The following is a 24,038-nucleotide window of genomic DNA, read 5'->3' on the forward strand; positions in this document are numbered from 1 at the left end:
AGCGGTTTTTTTATGCACTTAGCTGTTTGGTTTTCAAAAAGGGCATCCACTTTTCATCAATATTTCCAGAAAAATCTCTAATAAACATCACATAATTAGGCTTAAAAGGCATTCTTTTCAATTTCATATCACTTTCTTCTGGCGTACTGTTACCCTTTCTGGTATTACATCTTTTACATGCTGTTACCAGATTAGTCCATTTAGATTTCCCTCCTTTCGATCTTGGAATTAAATGGTCGAGGGTTAAATCTTTAGAAGTGCCACAATATTGGCATTCATGACTATCTCTTTTGAACACGTTCTGACGAGTTAACATTACACCTTTATAAGGCATAGTTACATAATTGATAAGACGTATTACCGAAGGAAAAGGATAGGATTTATCTACTGATCGTAGTTTTAAATCATCAGTTTTTTCAATCAATTCAGCTTTTTGCAAATAAAGTAGCAGAAAGGCTTTTGGAATGCTACACACTGTAATCGGACTATAATCCTGATTCAAAACCAATGCTCTTCTTGTACTAATTTTCATGCTTTCAAAAATTTATATAGCATGAAAATTAATCTTTATCTTATCATGCTAATATTCTTTTAATATCGGTTAAATAATGTGTGTAACCTTTTTGTTCAGCATTGAAGATACCATTTTCATCAAGAAAATCAATTTTTACTCGCCCAGATGCATGAATAATCTCCTGATTCTCAAGCAAAATACCCACATGAGTTACTTTTTTATCTTCATTTCTAAAGAAAGCTAAGTCACCTGGCAGAGCGTTCACTAGGCCATCCACCAGCTTACCTTGTTGCACTTGTTGAGAGGCATCTCTTTTCAAATTATAACCACAAATTTTGAAAACCATTTGGGTAAAGCCAGAACAATCTATTCCAAATGGAGATTTACCTCCCCACAAATAGGGTGCATTTAAATATTTTTTAACTACCCCTTTCAGATATTCAAAATCTCTTTTAGCACTTAATGATTTAGCCTCTCCATTAAAGCCTAAGTGTTCCTCTATTGCAAAAATCTCATTAGTTGAAATAGGAATTACTGAGCCAAGTGTAACTGAAATTAAGTTTTTTTGATATAAAATGGATGCCGTTAAATCTGTGCAAATTTTATAATCTGAATTATTTATTTGATCGAAATACTCTTCAGAAATATAATGGAATTGTTTACTGTCAATCCAACCCTGATAATGGTCAAAGTAGATCTCTATCTTTACCCATTTTTGATCTTTTGATATGTCAATTACACTGTAATGGTCTCCAAATAACAATTGTGTTACCATTTCAGAAGCATCAGAAGGCTCCGCTCTTACAGGAATTATACTTAATCTAGAAATACCCTTTTGCCCGATTGATGTCATATTACAATTTCATTTTAGACAGTTCTCTTTTCACATCTTTCTCTTTGATACTGTCCCTTTTATCGTGCAGTTTTTTACCTTTTGCTAATGCGATCTCAATTTTCGCAAGACCTCTACTATTAATATATAATTTGGTTGGAATTAAGGTTAAACCCTTTTCTTCCATTCTCTTTTTCAACTTTTCTATTTCTTGCTTTTTAAGCAAAAGTTTTCTTTCCCGCTTTTCTTCATGATTATAGTGAGTTCCTAGTTCATAAAGACCTATGTGCATACCCTTCACAAAAACTTCTCCTCTATGGATATAGCAGTACGCCTCTTGCAAACTGACTTTATTCAATCTAATAGCCTTAATTTCAGTACCTTGCAAAACAAGCCCCGCTTGATAGGTATCAAGCCATTCATATTCAAACCTGGCTTTTTTGTTTTTAACAGTTACTGATTTACTAAAATCTTTTTTATCACTCATAATCTACTATTCAAGCAAAATTGAATACTTTATTTCGATAAGTTATTAAAAATATGATTTAATTTCTCTTTAGGTAATATCTTTTGCCCTGTAGTTCCCTTACTCACAATCCTATCTCCTACTTTTGCAGTATAGGAACAAATAATTTCCTTATCTACTATATCGTTAAACTCAGCTATAATGTTTACTTCCTCTCCTATTAAAGCTGGAGCTACATGTTGAATGTTAAGATGAGTACCAATCCCTTCCTCTCCTGCTTCAAGCATATCCAGTACAAATAAGCGAGTGGCCCATTCAATTTCTCTAGCTAAAGTAAAAGTAGCACATACATCATGAACAGCTTGCTTTTCAAAATGAGCAACATCTTTTTCAGTTACATTAAAACTGTGCCTTTTAATATCTCCCTTTCTAAAAACTGATTTCATTTCTTTTCAGCTGTAAATTTCATTCTAGGAATTGGTGCAGCATTCATGTCCAAAAATTCTTGGTTTTGATATTTGAAATGAGCTGTCATAGCAATCATTCCAGCATTATCAGTACAAAACTCAAATTTTGGGATATAAGTATTCCATTTTAATTCTTCACCAGTTTTTGCTAAAACTTCCCTCAAATATGAGTTTGCAGATACTCCACCAGCTATGGCAATCTCCTTAATTCCAGTATGTTTTGAGGCTTTTTTTAATTTTTGAAGCAAAGTGGTGATTAATCTATGCTGAACACTTGCACAAATATCATCAAGATTATTCTTCACAAAATCTTTATCTTTTTGACTGTTATTTTGTAGGAAGTAAAGCACTGCTGTTTTAATACCACTAAAAGAATAATTAAATCCAGGCATCTCTGTTTCTGGAAATTTAAACTTTTCAGGATCACCATTTTTTGCATGCTTATCAATCATAGGTCCTCCAGGATATGGTAAACCAATTATCTTGGCGATTTTATCAAAGGCCTCTCCTACTGCATCATCTTTTGTTTCACCTAAAATTTCCATATCTAAATAGTCATTTACCTTTACTATTTGAGTATGCCCTCCACTCACAGTTAAGCATAAAAATGGAAAGCTGGGTTTAGGATCTTCAATGAAATGAGCCAAAATGTGGGCTTGCATATGATTTACCCCGATTAATGGAATTTTTAAAGCGGAAGAAAGTGATTTTGCAAAACTACTCCCTACTAAAAGTGCACCTAATAATCCAGGGCCTTGCGTAAAAGCTACTGCATTTAAATCCTTCTTACTTATATTTGCAGCAGATAAGGCTTGCTCTACAACTGGCACGATATTTTGTTGATGAGCACGTGAGGCTAATTCCGGAACTACACCTCCGTATTTTTCGTGAACAGATTGTGTGGCAATAATATTGTTGATTACATTTCCGTTCTGAATTACTGAAGCTGAAGTTTCATCGCAGGAAGATTCGATCGCTAAAATATTGATATCCATAAAAATTTGAAAGAGGAGAATAATATAACGCAAGGTATTAAAAAAGGTATTGCAAAAGCAATATTATGGGCCTTCCTTATCATATTTTTTTCCATGAGTGTATTGGTCTTGGCTATGCAATCCTCACGAATACAAACTTCGGTAGCCAAATATGGAAGTGATTATTTAAGCAAAAAATTAGGCTTTGAAATTACTATTGAAAAAATCAATATTGAGTGGTTCGATCAAATTTCACTAAGTGGTTTAAACGTTAAAAATAAAGACAATAGTCCGTTTATAGATATTGAATCTATTTCTATTGATTATGATATTAAGCAACTGATAAATGATGAAAGCGTCCTTTTCGATCAATTAGATCTTAAAAATGGAAGAGTAATGCTGATTCGAGAAAAAGGGAGTATCTATTTTAATATAGATGAATTAGCGTATGCCATTCGGAATTTATCTTCCTCAGAAAATGACAGTAGCTCAAAACCAGCTAAAAAGCTTCTAATTAGAAATGCTAATCTTGATAATATTATTCTAGGTGTTGCTAATTTAAATGCAGATTCTATTAAAGAGGGATTTAATTATAATCAATTTGTACTTCATGATTTAAATGCAAGGCTGAAGAATTTCTCTAGTAAAGCAGACACAATCCAAATGCAGGTTCAAAGCTTAACCGCTCATGACTCAGTAACTGACATGGCAATTAATAAGCTCATGACTAACTTTGAAATATCTCAAAGCAGAATGGCTTTAACAAACCTAGATTTGAACCTCAACAATAGTACAGTTAAAGATTCTATTGTATTCAATTATAACAGCATTAGTGATTTATCTTACATTATTGATTCCGTTGATATTAAAGCTAATATCAAAAACTCAATTATTTACGCAAAGGATTTGGCTTATTTCGCTCCTTATGTCAATAGATATAATGATAAAATAAATCTAAGCGGGCAATTTAGCGGTAAGGTAAAACGATTTAATGCTAAAGATTTGAATCTAGAGTTTGGTGAATCAAGCTTTATTGAAGGAAATTTAAGAATAGACGGTTTACCATATTTTGAGGAGTCCTTTATCAATCTTGATTTAACTAATTCCTCGCTACTACCAGCAGATTTACAGCAATACATTAACGATAGTATTGTTTTTGAAAGAGTTCAAAATGTAGGTTTAACCAATTTTAGAGGAAATTTTATTGGATTTCCTACTGATTTCGTAGCCAACGGTGTATTTACATCACCATTAGGAAGAGTGGAATCCGACTTAAATTTAAAAATATCACCAGATTCAAAAACCTCTAGTTACAAAGGGGCTCTAGCCACCTATAATTTTGACCTTGGGAAATTTTTGGATGCAGATTCTATCTTCCAAAAGGTGCAAATGAATGGAAATATAGAAGGTACTGGATTTACTGTTGAAACCGCTAAGCTGAAACTGAATGCGAATATTAGTTTATTAGGAATTAATGGATATGAATATCAAAACATAAAAACTAATGCTGAGTTGGCATCAGAATTTTTTAATGGGACAATAACTGTCAATGATCCACTTTTGAAATTCAAAATGGATGGTTCTATTGATCTTCGAAATAAAGCAAACTTAATTAATGTTAATGCTGATTTAGATACTATAAACTTTAAAGAATTAAATATAACTCAAGATGATTTTATTCTTACTGCAAGAGGAAATTTGAATGGCAAAGGTATTGTACTTGATAGTATAGTAGGAAACACATCTCTACAAAAAATTTATGCAGCATATAAAGGTAACACCTTACAACTCGATTCCTTAGTCATTCAAACTTCAAAAAATGATGGGGTTCGAAAACTTAATATCAATTCCGATTTATTTAGAGCTAATATCAATGGCGCTTATCAGTTTAGTCAGTTAGAGACTGATTTAATTCGAACTGTTAAAGAATACCGATTAAATATCGAAAATGATCAAAATAATATTGAGGAATATTACAGTAAGCTAGACTCATCAACAATTCTCGAAGAGTATGATGTGACTTTTGATTTTATAATAAAGGAGATTGATCCGCTTATTAATTTATTTGTACCCGAATTGCATATTAAAGAAGGTGCCACAATAGCAGGTCAATTTCAAAATGGCAAAAACAGCACCCTATTTATTAAGTCACATTTTGATTCGGTACAATACGAAAACAATGTATTTCTTCAAAATGATATTGATTTGAACTTCAGTAAATACCACCTAAGTCAGGATGTACTAGGTATTGGTTTTGTTAATTCTCAAGCACAAAAATTTGATAAATTAAAGACTGAAAATTTATCAACTGAATTATTTTGGACTGGTCGTGAAATAAATTTTAGCACTTTCATTAAACAATTCGATAACGAAAACCATATCGATTTATCAGGAAAGTTAGAATTTTTAGAAGACACTTTAGATTTGAATATTGAGCAATCCAACATTAGGATATTAAGTAAAAACTGGAGCTTTATTGATAACAATAGTTTAAAAATAGCTGATAATAATTATCAATTTAAAGATTTTGGAATTCTTGCATCCAATGAGCACATCATAGCGAACGGTCAACTATCTACTGATTCAACAAAATCACTCTTAATTGATATTGATAGTTTTAGTGTTGCAAACATCAATGAACTAGTTGAGGAACATGATTTTAAGGGAACTGCAAATGGTTTTATTGAAATTCAAAATTTCGAGAATGAATTCCTTCTTAACACTGAATTGAGTCTAGTTGATTTCTATCTTGATGAATTCCTAATCGGTGATATAAACGGCTTTTCAAATTGGCAACCCAACCAGAAAAAACTTTTGATGGATTATCTGGTAACTCGTGAAGACAAAGACATTATAAAAGTTGAGGGTGCCTATCAACCCGCTGTATCTGAAAATTCACTAGATCTTTCTGCTACATTAAGAAAAACAAATCTTGTGATTGTTGAGCCTTTTATAAATGATATCTTTTCTGAGATGAGAGGATTTGTGGATGGAGAATTTAAGATTACTGGAAATTTAAGAAGACCTGTTATCAATGGAATTGGTAAAATTTCTAACGGAGGAATAAGGGTAAACTACTTAAACACCTACTATGATTATACAGGAAGTATCCGATTTGATCAGGAGAAAGTGACATTCGAAAATATGCAACTAACCGATGAAATGGGAAATAAAGGATTCCTCTCTGGTGATTTGCTTCATGATGGCTTTACTGACCTAAGACTAGACTTAAAAGGAGAAATGAATAGCCTTAAAGTTTTAAATACCTCGGCTAAAGATAATGAGCTTTATTACGGAACTGCCTATGCAAGTGGAACAGTAGCATTTCTAGGAAGTGTGGGGAATCTTACGATTGATGTTCAAGCTAAATCAGAAAAAGGCACGAGAATATTTATACCCGTAGAAAGCACTTCATCTGTAGAGCAGGAAGAATATATCCATTTTATAAATGTAAAAGATACTGCTAACAATACTACTCAAGAAATCAATACTGTAGATGAGGTTGATATTAAAGGAGTAACCATGAATTTCGATTTAGAAATCACTCCTGACGCATATGCAGAAATTATCTTTGATATTAAAGCAGGTGATATCATCAGAGGGAGAGGAAATGGAAAGCTCAGTATGAATATCGATACGAATGGTGCCTTCACAATGATTGGAGATTACACCTTAACAGAAGGTGGCTATAATTTCACTTTGTATAACATCATCAATAAAGAATTTAGCATCCAGCCTGGCAGTCAAATCACTTGGGATGGTGATCCGTATCGTGCTAATCTTGATATCCAAGCCGTTTACGAGCAAAATGTATCCTTACTTCCAATTATTGACATTGGCCAAGATTCGACCTTATCTAGTTCTCCTGAATTGAAAAGAAGGTATCCTGCAAAAGTGTTATTGGATTTGCAAGGGGATTTATTACAACCTGAAGTTGATTTTGATATAGAGTTTTCAAATTTCCCTGATTATGTGACCACTAATAATGGTCAGATTCCACTTAGAACTAGCATTATTGCATTTGAATCTGAATTAGAAGCTGATGAGCAAGAGCTTAAAAGACAGGTATTCAGTTTAATTATCTTAAGAAGATTATCACCAAGATCATCCTTCGCGGTGAGTGGCTCTGTAGGTAATTCTGTGAGTGAGTTTTTATCTAATCAGCTAAGCTACTGGGTAACACAGATAGATGAAAATCTGGAAATCGATGTGGACTTAGGGTCTTTTGATGAAGATCAATTTAACACTTTCCAACTTAGGCTTTCCTATAGCTTCTTAGGAGGACGCCTGAGAATAACTAGAGATGGTGGTTTTACACAAGGTGAAACAGATAACGTAAACCAAGAAATTCTGGGAATTCTGGGAGATTGGTCTGTTGAATATCTTTTAACACCTGATGGAAAGCTTAGAGCAAAAATTTATAATAGAACCAATTTCAATACTCTAGATCAGTTTACAAATACGGCTACTACAAGTACAGGAGTGAGTTTAGTTCACGTAACCAGTTTTAATCAGATCAAAGAAATCTTTGAAAGAAATAAAAAACAACAAAATCAAAGCTCTAATGACCAACCCGAAAAAGAAAACCCTTCAAATCAGGATGCTGCATTAAGAGAAGAAGACGAAAATTCTTAATAATATAAAACCAAAGCTAAATTCATTGGTTAAAAACTCAAATTAAACCAATTAAGCGTGAATAAAATATCAATTTTCTGGTTCAGAAGAGATTTAAGATTATATGACAACACAGGATTGTATTATGCACTCCAAGAAGATAATCCTGTTCTTCCCCTATTTATTTTTGATACTGAAATCTTAGATGATTTAAAAGATAAAAAAGATGCGAGAGTAACTTTTATCCATAATCAAATCACCAAAATAAATAATCAGCTAAAGGAAATTGATTCAGGTATTTTAGTCAAAAACGGTAAGCCTGAAGATATTTTTAAAGTCTTGATTGAGAAATACGATATTCAATCCGTTTTTACCAATAGGGATTACGAACCCTATGCTTTAGAAAGAGATGAAAAAATTGATAATATATTAAAACATCACGGAATCGGATTTTATGATTTCAAAGATCATGTGATTTTTGAAAAAGATGAAATTCTAACTGGATCAAATGAGCCCTATAAAGTTTTTACTCCATTCAAAAATAAATGGCTTGAGAAACTAGAAACAGGCCATTTGCATCCGTTTGAAATTAAATTAGTTAGAAATAAATTTCATTCCTTCCCCCCATCTGTACCAACACTAAATGATATAGGATTTGAAAGATCAAGTATTGAAATACCTGAAAAAAAATATGATCGAGATATTATAAATAATTACGATAAGGATAGAGACTTCCCGGCTAAAAATGGCACGAGTAGATTAGGTGTTCATTTGAGGTTTGGTACCATAAGCATTCGAGAGGCGGTAAGCATAGCGAAAGAAACCAATGACACTTGGCTAAATGAATTAATATGGAGAGATTTCTACAGCATGATATTGGCGAATTTCCCTCATGTTGTAAGTAAAGCTTTTAAAGAAAAGTATGATGCTGTCCCGTGGAGAAATAATAAGGAAGATTTCCAAAAGTGGTGTGAAGGAAAAACGGGTTATCCTATTGTAGATGCGGGCATGAGAGAATTGAATGAAACTGGCTATATGCACAATAGGGTGAGAATGATTACAGCCAGCTTTCTAACAAAGCATTTATTGATAGACTGGAGATGGGGAGAAGCTTACTTCGCAGAAAAATTATTAGATTATGAGTTAGCTTCGAATAATGGAGGATGGCAATGGGCCGCAGGAACTGGAACTGATGCTCAACCCTACTTTAGAATATTTAATCCCTACAGCCAAACTGATAAATTTGACAAGCAAAATAATTACATTAAAAAATGGATTCCTGAATTAAATACTGATCAGTATCCAAAACCAATGGTTGATCACAAAGAAGCAAGACAAAGAGCTCTTGACACCTATAAATCAGCTTTAGACAATGCTTAGAAGGATATAATCCCTAATTTTGATTTATGAAGTCAATTCTAATTTTATTAGGGGTTTATTTCGGCATTATAAATGCTTCCTTCAGCCAATCTCAATCAGATTCCATTAACAATAAATTTTTAAATAGAGTCATAATAGCTGAGGCATCTTTGTATTCCGTAAGTATGATTGGCCTTGGTGCAGTTTGGTATCAGGGGAATGAAAATCAAAAATTTCAATTCTTCAATGACAATCAACAGTGGCTACAAATGGATAAAGCAGGTCATATTTATTCAGCCTATCATATATCAAATCTTAACTTTAATTTACTACAGAAAGCAGGCTATACTCCGAAAAAAGCTATGCTCTTTAGTAGCATTAGTGCTAGCTTGATGATGCTTCCAATAGAAATCTTTGATGGCTTTTCAACAGCCTATGGTGCATCCGTGGGAGATGCTGTAGCCAATACCATTGGTGCATTTTTACCCTATCAGCAGCTACTTTTTAATCAAAATTATATTTATCCCAAATTTTCATTCTCTCGTACAAATTATGCTGATTTACGACCTAATACACTAGGTAATAATTACATAGAAAATATTTTAAAGGATTATAATGGTCAAACTTATTGGTTAAGTACTGATTTTAATCTATTTAGCAGCCAAAACCGATTCCCAAATTGGTTACAATTTTCAATAGGCTATAGCGGCAATAATATGTTGTATGGAAATCCTGATCAAAATCTAGAAAATGGCTATATGGCTAATAGACAGTGGTTTCTAAGTTTGGATCTTAATCTTGAAAAAATAGAATCAGATAAAAAGTGGGTAAAAACTGCTCTTGCAGTAATCAATATTATTAAAATACCGTTCCCAACAGTTGAATGGAATGGAAAAACTGTAATTTTGCATCCCATTTATTTTTAGTTAAAAAAAATAGTAATGAAAATAGGCGATAGAGTAAGGTTAATGAAAGGAACTGAAGAGGGTGTGGTAGTAAAGCTACTAGATAAATCTTTAGTAGAAGTTGAAATTGAGGACGGATTCGCAATTCCTGTTTTACAATCTGAATTGGTGGTGGTTTCGTCTGATGAAAGCTCAGCTTTTGACAGACCACAAACACAACCTAAAAAAACAACCCATAAAAAAGAAAGCACCAGTCCTAAACCCCAATTAAAAGGCTACCATTTAGCTATTATTCCTCTTAATGATCATCTGCATAGTCTATATTTCATTAATCCACTAAAAGAGGATATTCTTTTATTAGCAAATGAGGTGAATGGGAAAAATGAGGAAAAAACGATTCTGATTGATAAAGTTTTAAGTGAAAATTATTCCAAAATAACTGAAAGAGATTTAGACCATCTTAATACTTGGAGCCCATTTACTTTTACAATCTTGGTTGAAAATCCAAAGTGGTCGATTCCTATTAGACCAGAAAAAATCACTTTAAAAATCAGAGCAAAGGATTTTCAAAAAGAACTGATAGATATCCCATTTCTTAATAAAAAAGGATACTTGATCCCTCTATTTCAAAAAAGTTCTGAGTCCATACAACCTGACAAAATAGATCCTGAAAAGTTAAAGAATAGCTTTTTTGAAGGAAATGAGAAGCCGGAATTTCAATTCAAAAAAAATAATAATTCAAATATTCCAGAAATTGATCTACATATAGAATCAATTGATCCTAATTATGAAAAACTTCCAAAAGAGGATATTCTAAATATACAGCTTCAGAAATTTGAGCAAAAGTTAAATGAAGCTATCATGGCTGGATTAGATGATATAATTTTCATTCATGGAGTTGGAAATGGCGTTTTAAGAAATAAAATACATAAACAACTATCTCAGCACGATAACATTCAATTCTTTAAAGATACCCACAAAGAAAAATTTGGATATGGCGCCACATTAGTAAAGATTAAATAAAATTATTTCTTAATTTTATACAATAATTTACTAAATTTGATACTATAATTATTTAATACGCTACAGAATTATAAAATCTTTTAACCTTAAAGAACAGCCGTATGAACTTTAACGAATTTATGGAGTCATATGCCAACGAAGTAGGCGGACAGTTTCAAGAATATGACACTAACAAATCTGTTGTTATTTATCCGTTGGGAGGAAACAGATATCAAGCGGTATTAGGTACTTTAAAAAAGAGTGACATAACGGGTAAACCCAGTATAGAATTTACTTCTAAGGTATGTGAATATGACTCTTCTATAAATTTAGAAAGTTTAATTAGAGCAAACGCTACTTTTTGTACCGCACGGTTTGTTTTAGTGGAAGATTTTATCAGAGTTGAGGCTGCTATTCTTGAAGAAAGTGCTACTGAAAATGTATTGAAAGACATTATCGAAGAGGTTGCCACTGTTGCTGATGCTTGGGAACATAAACTTACCGGTCAAGATGTTCATTAATTCTTTTCTCTAAATAATTAGAAGTTAATCCATAAACCCATTCTTCATTCCATTTTTTGGTCTTATTTTTGTTTGAAAGATTTTTGAAATTGCAAGCTGTCTTATCGCTCTTCGTATAATTGAAGGGAGGAAAGTCCGAGCAACATAGAGCACCGTACCTTGAGAAACCAAGGGTCTTGATGATATCAGGAACAGATAGTGCCACAGAAAACAGGTAGCCTTTAAGCTTGCTTATAGGTCATAGTGAAAAGGTGAGGTAAGAGCTCACCGTACTGAATAGTAATATTCGGGTGCACGGAAAACCTTTCGGGTTGTAAGGTCACATATATTTTTGCTTCCGATTTATCGGAATAAGGGCTGCTCGTCCGAGAATCCTTAAGGATGGTAAAAAGGGGTAGACTGCGTTAGATAAATGATAAGAGCATTTTCATTCATTTGGAAATGGACAGAACTCGGCTTATAGGCTTGCATTTTTATTTCTTTTATCTCAAAATTTAAATTGTGAGATATTTATTCACTAATTAAAAAGCTATGTCTAAAATTTTATTAATTGATGATGAAGCTAGTATCCGCCAGACCTTAAAGGAAATACTAGAATATGAAAAATATCAAGTTGAGGAAGTTGCAAATGGTGAGGAAGGATTAAAAAAAATAGAAAGCCAGCATTTTGATTTGGTTTTATGTGATATCAAAATGCCTAAAATGGATGGAATGGAATTGCTAAATGCCGTTTATGATAAAGGAATTGAAATTCCATTTATCATGATTTCTGCACATGGCACCATCGATAATGCTGTAGAGGCTACCAAAAAAGGAGCCTTTGACTTTATATCAAAACCACCTGATTTAAACAGATTATTGGTTTCTGTACGTAATGCATTAGATAAATCAAATCTAATTGCGGAAACTAAAACGCTTAGAAAGAAAGTATCTAAAAAATATGAAATGATCGGCTCTTCTAAGCAATTAGGAGAAGTTAAAGATACTATTTTAAAAGTAGCTCCTACTGATGCCAGAGTGCTTATAATAGGTGAAAATGGTACTGGAAAAGAACTAGTTGCTCGACAAATTCACGAACAAAGTGAAAGAGCTAAAGCACCAATGGTGGAAGTGAATTGTGCTGCTATTCCATCTGAACTAATTGAAAGTGAGCTTTTTGGACATGAAAAAGGAGCTTTTACTTCAGCAGTAAAACAACGAATTGGTAAGTTCGAACAAGCTAATGGTGGAACATTATTTTTAGATGAAATTGGCGATATGCCTTTAGCTGCTCAAGCAAAAGTATTAAGAGCTCTTCAAGAAAATAGAATTAATAGGGTCGGTGGAGATAAGGACATTAAAGTTGATGTTAGAATTATTGCCGCAACAAACAAGAACTTGAAGGAGGCAATAGAAAACAATGAATTCCGTGAAGATTTATTCCATAGATTAAGTGTAATAAGAATTAATGTACCTCCTCTTAAGGATCGAAAAGATGATATTCCTGAATTAGTTGAAAAATTTCTTAGTGATATTGCAGAAGAACATGGTTCTAAAAAGAAAAGCATGGACAAGGAAGCGCTTAATCAACTAAAGAATTATGATTGGAGCGGAAATATTCGTGAATTGAGAAATGTAGTGGAAAGGTTAATAATATTAGGAGCTGATAAAATCACAGCCACAGATGTAAAGAAATATGTAGATTGATCTGTTATTAAACAGATTGATCTTCTACTGTTACTTCATTTATAGTATCCAAATCATTATAAGAATACGTAGGGCAAGTTTTTTGTGCACAAGCACCAATAAATAGAGCGGATAAAATGATTAATAAAAATTTCTTCATATCAAAAATTGAAATACATTACATTCAAATATAAGTCCATTAATCTAAATTTTAAAATCTATTATAAATTTAATTACATTATTTATTAATTAATGCTCATATATTGGAAATATAGATTTTAAAAAATTACATATTAAATATATTCTCACATCAAATTTTATAGCTTCCTCCAAAAAGTTCAATGGGAAGCTTCAATAATAAAAAATTATAAACCATATTCGATTCTCTTTAAGATCAAATTTGCAATAAGTAACCTAATAATGTTAAAAAAGACAATTCAAATACTCTTTTTGATATTGATCTCACCATTAATACTAATGGCCCAGAATAGCCAAATTGCTACTGAGTGGGAATGGTTTACAAATTACATTGAAGAAATAGAAAATAATACTGCCGAAGATTTATTAATCAATAAGGAAGAAAAGCTCCAAGCTGCAAAAGATATTGAGAATAAAGAATTAGAGAGTAAGATTGCCAAAGAATTAGCCTTAATCCATATTTATAAAACCAACAATTTAGAAGAAGCCATGCCTCTTTTAATAAGGGCTATGGAAATAGATGAAGCTTCTGAAGATGAAATTAGTTTGATTTTTACCTACTTAGGATTTTATAGTTTATTCGAAAAGGTTGAAGACTATTATTATGGTAAGGAATTTCTTAATAAAGCCTCTACCCTACTAAGAAATTATAATTTTCCTCCTGTTCGAATATTTATTAATCAAAAATTAGGTTATAGCTACTGGTCAACCGGTGAGACAGGCAAATCAATTGAGGAGCATCAAAATATTTTACAATACGCTCAAAAAGAACGAATTCCTAAAGTAGAAGCAAAAGCAAATACAGATTTAGCTAACATATATAAAGATATTAGCTCTCTTGATAAGGCCTTAGAACATTATAAAAATACTCTATCAATTTACCGCAGAATCAAATCTCCAGTTGAAGAAGCGAAATGTTTGAATGAAATTGGAGACCTTTATCTGATTCGAAATGACAGTAAAAGAGCATACGAGAACTACATTGTAGCATTAGATATTTTAAATGATCTATCAAATGTAGAAGCTAACAGAGCATCAGTTTATAATTCAGTTGCAAATTATTATCTAAAAGAAAACAATCCTGGAAAAGCTGTAGAAAATCTAGCTATTTCAAATCGATTAGCTCAAAAATCCCAAAATCAATTACTGATACAAGAAACCTATTCTATATTAAGTAAAGCTTACAAAAAATTAAATGACTATCAAAAAGCATTAGAATACAGTGAGCTTTACAAAGCTTTAGATGACTTTTTACAGAAAGAAAAGAATGATAGAAATATTTTAAAGATACAGAGTAGGTATACCATTACTCAAAAACAGAATCAAATTGATCAGTTAGAGTTAAATAAAATTCAAAAGGAGTTTGAATTAGAAGAAGAAAGAAAATTCAAAAACTTCCTGGCGATAATGGTGGTTTTAGCTGCTATCATAATGATTTTGATTTTCATTCTTTTTATATCTCAACGTAGAAGTAATGCAAAACTTAAGACTGCTAATGAAAAAGTAAAAACGCAAAATCAGGAATTAGAAGACTTAAACAATACAAAAGACAAATTCTTCTCTATCATAAGTCATGACCTTAAAGGACCTTTAAACTCTCTAACTTCATTCTCTGGTTTACTTATGAATCATACCAGCAGTTTAAGCACTGAAGAAATTCAAATGCTGGCTAAGGATCTAGATAAATCCTTAAAAAACTTATTTGCCTTACTTGAGAACTTATTACAATGGTCAAGATCACAAACGGGTAATATTGAATTTAAAGCTGAGGAAATTGACTTGACTGAAATGTTAAATGAAAATAAGAAGTTACTTGAAAAGCAAGCTGACAATAAAAACATTCAAATAGAGGTAAAAAACACTAAATCAGTTAAAGCAAAAGCTCATCCAAATTCAATTACTACAGTAATCAGAAATTTGCTTTCTAATGCTATTAAATTTACAGAAGATGGCGGTCAGATTAAAATGGGAGTGGTTGAAGAGGGAAATCAATTTGTAGTTAAAATAGCAGATAATGGTGTAGGCATGCCAAAAGAGGTTGCGAGTAAGATATTTAGGCTAGATACAAAACACTCTACACAGGGAACTGCCAAAGAGAAGGGTACAGGCTTAGGCCTAATATTATGTAAGGAATTTGTAGAGAAAAACGGTGGTCAAATATGGGTAAAGAGTGAAGAAGGAAAAGGTACAATCTTCTCTTTCTCAATCCCTAAATAATTAATTTAGCGATACTGCATCACTGTAACTATTAACGGGTATAACCACTTCAATTAGTGTTCCTTTATCTTCCTTATTTAAAATATTTAGTTCTCCATTAAGACGAAAGACCACTTTTTTAGCCATGTAAAGCCCCATTCCGATATTAACATCACTTCTCTTCCCTTTAAAAAACACTTCAAATACTTTTTTCTGCATTTCTTCCGGAATTCCAACTCCATTATCATTGAAGCAAAATCTATATATACTTGAATTTTCCTTCTCAAAAGTGATACTTAGTTTTGTGTCATAATAATTATTATGCTCAAAAACGTTTTCAATCACCTGAAAGAATAAGCGTTTTATCAATGCTCTATCAGAACTTATAAAGTTAGAATCAGATAATATTTCTATCTCAATTTGAGCTCTTTTCAAATCCTTATTTCTTTTGAGAAATACAGATTCCATCACTTCATTAATTAATTCTTCAAAATCAAATGTGGTGATATTTACATCTCCATGAAGAATAAAGCTTACCTCCTTGAAATCATTAAATATTCGTTCTAATTTTTGAATACTCTTATTAATCAATTTGAAATAATTAACAACCTCTAAATTATCAGTAGTCATTTGACCAAGGCTAACTAATCCTAATACATTAGCAATGGGGCCTCTTACATCATGTGAAGTTTTATACATAAAGTTTGATAATTCTGCATTCATATCTTTCAAATTGAGATTTGCTTGCATCAAAGGCGTAATATCTTGCATAAACTGTTTGTAGCCTACTATTCTTTTATTTTTATCATACTGTAAGGAAGTGCTAGAAGCGAAAAAAGAGGTAGTACTGGTATTAGTTTTAAATTCATACTCAGCATCAAGAAAAACTACTTCCTTATTAAGAATTAAGTTTTTAATTTCTTTATCCTTCTTTGAAGATTCAATTGACATTAATTGGTGAATATTTACACCAAGAATTTCTTCTTCTTTAAAACCAATAATGGAATAAAATAAAGAGGATGCCCTTACAATATGATTTTCAAGATCCGTTTCAATCAGCATGACTGATGTAAAATCTTCAATTTTCTTCCTTAGATTTTCACTTTCTATTAATTCTAATTCCGCTTTATTTCGGATTTCAATTTCTTTTTCAATAAGAATTGACTTCTTCTGAATTAATTTTTGAAGTGAATAGATATAAAGCATGGCTAATAAAATTAAAACAAGAATGACCAAGGAAATTATGTTTACTAATTCTTTATTTTTTCCCCACCAACTAACATTAGGGCTAAGCCATTTTTGATAAATTCTGTCATATTCACCAGATGCTTTAATTAATCGTAACCCCCAATTAAGTGAGTCTAGCAATAGTGAATCTTTTTTATTTGCCACAAAACAATACTCGGTAATAAAAACAGGATCACTAGAAGATTGAACATTGGTAATATTTTCAGACTCCATTTTATAATTGGTTGTCATAAAAGAAGTGATTGCACAATCAGCTTCACCTTTTACTACTGCATCTATTGCGTCTGATTCAGAGGCATAAGTTTTTAATTCCTTTAAATCTAAAAAACCAATTTGGTCAAAATATTCTTCTATGATTGAAGCCTCTTGAATGGCAACTTTTTTACCTGATAAACTAAACAAATCCTCCACAGGATTTTTATCTGATCTAGTAAAAATTGAATAGTACACTAAGCTAAAAGGCTTTGAAAATAATATCTTCTTCTCACGATCAGAAGTCTTAAAATAGGCTGCAATATCCAATTCATTTTCAACTTCTAATCTATTTCTGATGATACTCCACCTATCCGCATATATCTTAACATTCCAATTTAACTCAGTCCCTATTGCCCTTATGACATCAATATTAAAACCTTGAAATTCACCCTTATTATTTAAGTATTCATAAGGCTCATAAGATTTATCTATTCCATAATTGATTGATTTTTCTGGCAAAGTATTGTTACTTTTAGCTTGACCATTAGAAAAAGAAGGTAATGTCAATAATATATATGTTATGATAATTGGTAGCTTCACTAAAGGTTGATTAGGTTTCTTAACTATCTAGTTTTAACAATTAATTTATAAACTATATAGTATAAATACAATATTAGAAACCCTTATTATATAATTTTGTTATAGTTTAATATATAGGTAATCTTCAAAATGGAAGAAACTGCAAATACAAATGCTAAATGGAAGGTTAAGGCCTTTGATATCGTATTTAAAGCGGATAGTTTTTATGGGAAATTATTCGATGCTGTATTACTTATTGTAATATTTTTAAGTGTTCTGGCTGTTGTATTAGAAAGCGTTGCAGAAATTAGATTTAAATATGGAATTTATTTTCTGTGGGCAGAATGGATATTTACTGGCTTCTTCCTAATTGAATATATTTTTAGAATTGTTATTGTAAAATATTCCTGGCATTATATTAAGAGCTTTTTTGGAATTGTTGATCTACTTTCAATTTTACCCTCAATTTTAGCATTTTTTTTTGTTGGAGCACAATCTTTAATGATTATAAGAAGCTTAAGGTTATTAAGGGTTTTCAGAGTATTTAAATTAACTCAGTATTTAGGGGAGGCTTCACAATTATCGGATGCTTTATTAGCAAGTCGAAAAAAAATAACTCTGTTTATTGGAACAGTGCTAATATTAGTCTCAATATTAGGGGCTGTTATGTATTTAATTGAACCACCAGAGAGCGGTTTCACGAATATCCCTAAAGGAATTTATTGGTCAATTGTTACCCTTACCACTGTTGGTTATGGAGATATTGCACCAATCACTCCTATTGGTCAAATGATTGCATCATTAGTTATGATTTTGGGCTATGGCATTATCGCAGTTCCTACAGGGATTGTTACTTCGGAACTTAACAAATCAAGATATGAAAGCATGAATATTTCATGTCCGCATTGCCAAGCTAAAAATCACAGTACAGATGCCCTATTTTGTTATAAATGTGGAAAAAAATTACAATCTGATTAAAAATGTAATGAAAATTCTGTCAACATAATTATAGGGTTATTCGTTGTACCTACATGGAAAATTCAGGAATAAATAAAATAGAAAAATTAAGCTTCCCTTGGCAAACTCAAGATCCGTTCTTGTTTTGTGTTCATCATGAAGATTTTTTTCCCAAGGGTAATAAGGATTTAGGGCCAGCTGCCTCTCTGGATGGGCGAATGATTGGCCAAGATTTTACAATAAAAGATGGATGGAGGATGTATCATGGAAGTAAAGTTCCAGGCTTTCCCGCACATCCTCATTGCGGATTTGAAACCGTAACTGCAGTAAGAAAAGGCTTAGTCGATCACTCAGATTCATTAGGTGCTGCAGGAAGATTTGGTAATGGAGATGTACAATGGATGACAGCTGGTAAAGGAGTGCAACATTCTGAAATGTTTCCATTATTAAAAGAAGAGGAAGAAAATCCATTGGAGCTATTTCAGATTTGGCTAAACCTTCCAAGAGACAGTAAAAAAGTTGAACCTCACTTCTCCATGTTATGGAAAGATACTATTCCAATTTACAAGCATGAAGATGCTAATGGAAAATTAACAGAGGTAGAAGTTATGGCTGGAAAGCTTGGAGATAAAACTGCACCAAATCCAGCTCCAAATTCTTGGGCAGCAAATCCTGAAAATGAAGTCGCAATTTGGCATATTAAAATGGAGCCTGGGGCTGAGTTTACTTTGCCAACATCCGAAAATAAGATCAAAAGAAACCTATACTTTTTTAAAGGTGAAAGTTTCAAATTAAATGATACTGACTTTCCTCATTATCATGGCGCTGATATTGATCCAAGAGCCGATATCACATTAAAGAATGGCAATGAAGAAGCACGTTTATTATTACTTCAAGGAAACCCTATTAATGAACCAGTCGTTCAGCATGGACCATTTGTTCTTAATTATCCAGCTGAAGTGAGAGAAACGATAATGGAATTTCAAAAGACTGAATTTGGAGGATGGCCATGGCCTTCATATGAACATACTCATGACCGATTAAGAGGAAGGTTTGCAATTCATGCAGACGGTAAAGAAGAAATCAAAGATTAATGCAACAGGAATTTTTAAACGCTTTACATCAAGAACATAGAAATGCTTTAGGCTGTCCTTCACCAGATAGCATCATTGCTTTTTATGAATCACTTTTAGGCTTTATTTTTCCTGATTATGGAAACGAGAAATTATTAGAGATATCTCAAATAGAAGAGAAATATAGTCATCTGAAAAATGAATGGCACTCTTTACTTGAAAAGCGATGTAAAAAATTAAAAGAAGAGTTTCCAGGTGAAGAAGCGCTTCTATTTGATGATTTATTGAATATCAAATATGCTCTTGAAAAAGATGTGACTGCAATATTTGAAGGTGATCCGGCGGCAAAAAACAGGTTAGAAGTCATTAAAACTTATCCTGGGTTTAAAGCTATTGCTGCCTATCGAATTGCGCACTGTATATACAATGCTGGCTTCGTATTAATTGCCAGAATAATTAGCGAGCATGCTCACAGTAAAACTGGTGTAGACATACATCCAGCTGCAAAAATTGGGGCAAATTTCTGTATTGACCATGCAACGGGAATTGTAATAGGTGAAACCACTGAAATTGGTGATAATGTAAAAATTTACCAAGGTGTTACCTTAGGAGCAACAAGCGTTAAAAAAGAAAACGCTAGCCAAAAAAGACATCCTACTATAGGCAATAATGTTGTGATTTATGCTAATGCCACCATTCTTGGTGGTAAAACAATAATAGGTGATAATTGTATTATCGGTGGTAACAGCTGGATTACCAAAAGCATAGAGCCTAATTCCAGATTATATTATGATTCTGAAAATAAACATTTACACAAAAAATCATTAGGATAATATGTTTGTAGAAGACTTAGTGGGAAATACTCCAATTGTAGAATTAAAGAATATTCCCACAAATAAAAACGTTAAAATTTATTGTAAACTTGAAGGGCAAAATCCAGGTGGTAGTGTAAAAGATAGAGCTGCTTTAGGGATGATTAGTGCTGCCTTAGAAAGAGGTGATATAAAAGCAGGAGATAAATTAGTAGAAGCAACTAGTGGAAATACGGGTATTGCGCTTGCCATGATTGCTAAGCTTAAGGGCTTACATATGACTCTAATAATGCCTGAGAACTCTACAGCAGAAAGAATTCAAACAATGGAAGCTTATGGTGCTGAGGTAATATTAACTAAAGCTGAAGGCACTATTGAATATTCCCGAACAGTTGCAGAAGAAATGGCTGCAAGCGGTAAGTATTATATGCTTAATCAATTTGGAAATGCTGATAACTATAAGCAGCATTATAAAACTACAGGACCTGAAATCTGGAATGATACTCAAGGCAAAATCACCCATTTTGTTTCTGCTATGGGTACTACAGGTACAATAATGGGAGTATCGAGATATTTGAAAGAGCAAAATCCTGATGTTCAAATTGTGGGAACACAGCCAACTGATGGTTCAAAAATCCCAGGAATTAGAAGATGGTCTCCTGAATTTTTACCGAAAATATTTGAAGCAGAAAGAGTGGATAGAACCATTGATGTTAGTGAAGAAAACGCAACTGACATGACCAGAAGAATGGCAAAAGAGGAAGGTATTTTAGCAGGTATGAGCAGTGGAGGAGCTCTTTATGCAGCGCTGGAAATTGCCAAAGAAATAGATTCAGGTGTGATTGTATGCATTACCTGTGACAGAGGAGATCGCTATTTAAGCTCAGGCTTATTTAAAGTATAATTATTTAAACTTTACATTTTTCACCATTAAACCTGAAGCTGCAGCATTGAATTTTTCAAAAGCAGCTTCTTTTCCTTTTAAGGTATTTTCTAAATCTTTTATAGAAATCTCCCCCATCCCAATTTTAATTAAGGCGCCCATCATATATCGAACTTGATAACGCATAAACCCTTTTCCGGTAACAGAAAAAACGAAACTGTCCTCTGGAAAAAAACTAGCAGTTAATTCTTGATTAGGCTCTATCTTACTATCCTCAATGTATCGCTCTGTATTTTTATTTTCAGCATCTCCTGTCATAAAAAATTTGAAATCATGTAAGCCTTTATATATGCTGGCTGCACTTATCATGGCCTCAATATCTAAAGGTGCTTGAATACAATTCATTAATGGCGAGGCAAACGGATATTTTTCTTGAACTGAAGCAAAATAATAATGATAGGTTTTGAGTTCAACATCTTGAATAACATTGAATTTAGCGTCAACAACTGATATATTTTTCACTTTAATATCAGGGGGTAAGTTATAATCAAGCTCTTGAATAAAACTATCGAGCTCAAGCTCATGATTTGTAAAAAGCTCAAAATAAGAACTTTCAGCAGATACCATAGCGTCAGTCCTACCAGATGCTAATATTTTAAATGTCTGCTGTTCGAAGAGAAATTTAAAAGTCCTTTCTAGCATTCCTTGAAGCGTTTTCACTTCCTTTTGAAATTGCCAGCCATGATATCTAAATCCTAAATATTGAATTTCAATTAAGTAAAAAAACTTATACCGTGAAGCCATTAATTTTTATTTACACAATACAGCGCTAACCTCAGAATGACCTCTATTAGTTCTGCAGCTCCAAGCATTCTTAATATCTACGACCTGCCAAATGCTTCCTCCTAATTTTAATTCAACCCTGTAATACTCATCTGCAATGGAATCATCTGGTATACTTTTCTTTTCAACCATCACTACCACATGAGTTATAAGTTCATTACCTGATAAACTTTTTGCTAAGATTTTCACATTTGGCCCTATCATTTGCTGTCCTGCTATTCTAATAGCAATCGTAATAGGGCTATATGCCCAACTAAGACGCATGCTACTTGCCTTTTCAATAGACTTATTGATTTCATCTATTTTAATGTTTTCACCTTTTTCAAATACTTGTTCTTCTAAATCCCATAAAGGATCTTGAGTTTCATTTTGATCAGATTTTTGTGAGCATGAGAAAATAAATAATACAAATGCTAATGCTAAATATTTAGTGTACATCATTGAACTAATAAAATATTTTCATTTTGATTTTAAGAGGTTCTGTCCCCAAAGTGAATTTTGCTTCTTCATATTTTGGTGCACTGAACATATTCACAGCATCATTACTAGCACCATATCCTTCTTCAGGAGCACCTACAAAATTAGTATCCATTTCTTCATTTCCATTTTCATCATGTAAAAAAACAATGGCATATTCACCTTCTGGAAGATCATTAATGGAGATCGTATGAAACTTTTGATTTACTTTTACTTTCTTATTGAGTACTGCATTTTTTGCGTTCCTTGGATAGTCCTCAGCATTATCAAAAACCGATAATAATATATGGCCTTTTTCATTTCTAAACTCACCTATTTCAATCTCTAATTGGGTTTGTGTATCTAAATTGAAGGATACTAATGCAAATAATAATGGGATAAATGAATTAATAATCATGGCTTAATGGTTAAAAGTTTATTTTCTAAATCAATATTTACTCTACCAAATCTTTCCAATACATCAAAACTGATTAGCATAGATCTTGTCAAGTCTTTTGAAACAACGGCTTCCAGGTCATTTAATTGTTGTTCTCCTAATCCTAACGAATTTAAATTAAAAACATGAGGGGGTTCAAATTCTTTCTTATCATCAATAAAGTGATAATAATTTCCTTGTTTCCATTCTTTATATCCCAATGTTTTCGTCTGAATTAAGGTCTTGGCAATATCTCGAGAAACAATTACCTCCTGTGAAGTTTTCTCTAAACCAATGTATATTTTTAATACATCATTAACCATCACAGGAATTTCAACTTCACCTGAATCACTCAATTGAATAGGAATTGAAATCTCATCCCTTTTAAAAGCCTCATCCATAAAAACCTTATCCATATTAGTTGGCTCTTCTGCTTTTTCAGGATATATCATTTTGAACTCATCAATTGACCAATCAGACCAGTACAAAATAAATTTTTTGTTCCCAAAAACGATTTTAATATCCTCCAGATTTGGCTTTGTTGGTTTACCAGCATTCCATCTTCCTTCGTACATCTCACCAGATTTAGCTATCATTCCTTTTAGGTCGCCATAAACCCAACTATCTAATCCACCTTGTAAATAAACTAATTTAAAAACATCGTCATCTTTAGCTAATGCGATCGAATAAGACCTGCTATTTCCAGATAAAGAGTAAACTCCTTCAATTGGTTCTCTGCCAACATTTATCCATTTCTGTTTTAAGCTGTCCAATTCAAACTGTGCTTGTATTGAAAAGATGGATATACAGCTGAATAGTAATGTGAGTAATATTTTACGCATG

At 32.4% G+C, this 24,038-nt stretch carries 22 protein-coding genes and 1 other RNA gene; 12 read left to right on the forward strand and 11 right to left on the reverse strand.

Annotated elements, in window-relative coordinates:
- Positions 1-10 precede the first annotated feature (10 nt).
- From QYS47_RS12995 to tsaD, 5 genes are read right to left on the reverse strand one after another with little or no spacing between them, the layout of a single operon-like run.
- Positions 11-532 carry an HNH endonuclease gene (locus tag QYS47_RS12995; protein ID WP_322346629.1) on the reverse strand — a complete coding sequence of 174 codons (522 nt, stop codon included), beginning with the start codon at positions 530-532 and terminating at the stop codon, positions 11-13.
- A gap of 43 nt (positions 533-575) precedes the next feature.
- Positions 576-1,367 (reverse strand): C40 family peptidase, encoded by a 792-nt coding sequence (locus QYS47_RS13000; protein WP_322346631.1) that lies wholly within the window; start codon positions 1,365-1,367, stop codon positions 576-578.
- A gap of 1 nt (position 1,368) precedes the next feature.
- On the reverse strand, positions 1,369-1,833 hold the full coding sequence (gene smpB, locus QYS47_RS13005) for an SsrA-binding protein SmpB (RefSeq protein ID WP_308356259.1): 465 nt from the start codon (positions 1,831-1,833) through the stop codon (positions 1,369-1,371).
- A 29-nt stretch (positions 1,834-1,862) separates the two neighbouring features.
- Positions 1,863-2,258, reverse strand: coding sequence for a thioesterase family protein (locus QYS47_RS13010; protein WP_322346632.1), 396 nt, complete (start codon positions 2,256-2,258; stop codon positions 1,863-1,865).
- A complete protein-coding gene (gene tsaD / locus QYS47_RS13015) occupies positions 2,255-3,274 on the reverse strand; it encodes a tRNA (adenosine(37)-N6)-threonylcarbamoyltransferase complex transferase subunit TsaD (protein ID WP_322346633.1) in 1,020 nt (339 codons plus the stop codon). Before tsaD ends, QYS47_RS13010 begins: the two co-directional genes overlap by 4 nt.
- Before the next feature lie 6 nt (positions 3,275-3,280).
- Between tsaD and QYS47_RS13020 the strand changes: the two genes are divergently transcribed.
- From QYS47_RS13020 to QYS47_RS13050, 7 genes are all read left to right on the forward strand, one after another.
- On the forward strand, positions 3,281-7,888 hold the full coding sequence (locus tag QYS47_RS13020) for a translocation/assembly module TamB domain-containing protein (RefSeq protein ID WP_322346635.1): 4,608 nt from the start codon (positions 3,281-3,283) through the stop codon (positions 7,886-7,888).
- Positions 7,889-7,945: 57 nt separating this feature from the next.
- Positions 7,946-9,247: a cryptochrome/photolyase family protein gene (locus QYS47_RS13025; protein WP_322346636.1), complete on the forward strand. Its 1,302-nt coding sequence runs from the start codon at positions 7,946-7,948 to the stop codon at positions 9,245-9,247.
- A 26-nt stretch (positions 9,248-9,273) separates the two neighbouring features.
- Positions 9,274-10,152, forward strand: coding sequence for a DUF2279 domain-containing protein (locus QYS47_RS13030; RefSeq protein WP_322346638.1), 879 nt, complete (start codon positions 9,274-9,276; stop codon positions 10,150-10,152).
- A 15-nt stretch (positions 10,153-10,167) separates the two neighbouring features.
- Positions 10,168-11,154: a Smr/MutS family protein gene (locus tag QYS47_RS13035; RefSeq protein ID WP_322346639.1), complete on the forward strand. Its 987-nt coding sequence runs from the start codon at positions 10,168-10,170 to the stop codon at positions 11,152-11,154.
- A 101-nt stretch (positions 11,155-11,255) separates the two neighbouring features.
- On the forward strand, positions 11,256-11,654 hold the full coding sequence (locus tag QYS47_RS13040) for a hypothetical protein (RefSeq protein ID WP_308356252.1): 399 nt from the start codon (positions 11,256-11,258) through the stop codon (positions 11,652-11,654).
- Between the two features lie 88 nt (positions 11,655-11,742).
- Positions 11,743-12,130, forward strand: an RNA gene (gene rnpB / locus QYS47_RS13045) — RNase P RNA component class A.
- A gap of 55 nt (positions 12,131-12,185) precedes the next feature.
- Positions 12,186-13,340, forward strand: coding sequence for a sigma-54-dependent transcriptional regulator (locus tag QYS47_RS13050; RefSeq protein ID WP_308356251.1), 1,155 nt, complete (start codon positions 12,186-12,188; stop codon positions 13,338-13,340).
- Positions 13,341-13,347: 7 nt separating this feature from the next.
- On the opposite strand, the gene QYS47_RS13055 is transcribed toward QYS47_RS13050, so the two are convergent.
- Positions 13,348-13,479 (reverse strand): putative periplasmic lipoprotein, encoded by a 132-nt coding sequence (locus QYS47_RS13055; RefSeq protein ID WP_302101366.1) that lies wholly within the window; start codon positions 13,477-13,479, stop codon positions 13,348-13,350.
- Positions 13,480-13,796: 317 nt separating this feature from the next.
- Between QYS47_RS13055 and QYS47_RS13060 the strand changes: the two genes are divergently transcribed.
- On the forward strand, positions 13,797-15,734 hold the full coding sequence (locus QYS47_RS13060) for an ATP-binding protein (protein WP_322346640.1): 1,938 nt from the start codon (positions 13,797-13,799) through the stop codon (positions 15,732-15,734).
- On the opposite strand, the gene QYS47_RS13065 is transcribed toward QYS47_RS13060, so the two are convergent.
- Positions 15,735-17,756, reverse strand: coding sequence for a transporter substrate-binding domain-containing protein (locus tag QYS47_RS13065; protein WP_322346641.1), 2,022 nt, complete (start codon positions 17,754-17,756; stop codon positions 15,735-15,737).
- A gap of 129 nt (positions 17,757-17,885) precedes the next feature.
- Between QYS47_RS13065 and QYS47_RS13070 the strand changes: the two genes are divergently transcribed.
- Genes QYS47_RS13070 through cysM form a run of 4 tightly spaced genes read left to right on the forward strand, consistent with a single transcriptional unit; the run spans position 17,886 to position 21,481 of the window.
- Positions 17,886-18,713, forward strand: coding sequence for an ion transporter (locus QYS47_RS13070; protein ID WP_322346642.1), 828 nt, complete (start codon positions 17,886-17,888; stop codon positions 18,711-18,713).
- Positions 18,714-18,766: 53 nt separating this feature from the next.
- On the forward strand, positions 18,767-19,786 hold the full coding sequence (locus QYS47_RS13075; protein WP_322346643.1) for a pirin family protein: 1,020 nt from the start codon (positions 18,767-18,769) through the stop codon (positions 19,784-19,786).
- On the forward strand, positions 19,786-20,598 hold the full coding sequence (gene epsC / locus QYS47_RS13080) for a serine O-acetyltransferase EpsC (protein WP_308356246.1): 813 nt from the start codon (positions 19,786-19,788) through the stop codon (positions 20,596-20,598). The genes QYS47_RS13075 and epsC overlap by 1 nt, the downstream gene beginning before the upstream one ends.
- Position 20,599: 1 nt before the next feature.
- Complete coding sequence (cysM, locus tag QYS47_RS13085; RefSeq protein ID WP_322346644.1) at positions 20,600-21,481, forward strand: cysteine synthase CysM; 882 nt, start codon at positions 20,600-20,602, stop codon at positions 21,479-21,481.
- On the opposite strand, the gene truA is transcribed toward cysM, so the two are convergent.
- Genes truA through QYS47_RS13105 form a run of 4 tightly spaced genes read right to left on the reverse strand, consistent with a single transcriptional unit; the run spans position 21,482 to position 24,037 of the window.
- The gene (gene truA / locus QYS47_RS13090; protein ID WP_322346647.1) at positions 21,482-22,264 is read right to left on the reverse strand and encodes a tRNA pseudouridine(38-40) synthase TruA; all 783 of its coding nucleotides are present in this window, start codon (positions 22,262-22,264) and stop codon (positions 21,482-21,484) included. It lies immediately after the preceding gene.
- A gap of 6 nt (positions 22,265-22,270) precedes the next feature.
- The gene (locus tag QYS47_RS13095; protein WP_302101376.1) at positions 22,271-22,744 is read right to left on the reverse strand and encodes a hypothetical protein; all 474 of its coding nucleotides are present in this window, start codon (positions 22,742-22,744) and stop codon (positions 22,271-22,273) included.
- Between the two features lie 4 nt (positions 22,745-22,748).
- Positions 22,749-23,177 carry a DUF2141 domain-containing protein gene (locus tag QYS47_RS13100; protein WP_322346649.1) on the reverse strand — a complete coding sequence of 143 codons (429 nt, stop codon included), beginning with the start codon at positions 23,175-23,177 and terminating at the stop codon, positions 22,749-22,751.
- Entirely contained in the window at positions 23,174-24,037 is an 864-nt protein-coding gene (locus QYS47_RS13105) for a hypothetical protein (RefSeq protein WP_322346650.1), read from the reverse strand. Before QYS47_RS13105 ends, QYS47_RS13100 begins: the two co-directional genes overlap by 4 nt.
- Between the last annotated feature and the right edge of the window lies 1 nt (position 24,038).

Source organism: Marivirga arenosa, from assembly GCF_030503875.2.
In the GTDB taxonomy this organism is placed as follows: Bacteria; Bacteroidota; Bacteroidia; order Cytophagales; family Cyclobacteriaceae; genus Marivirga; species Marivirga arenosa.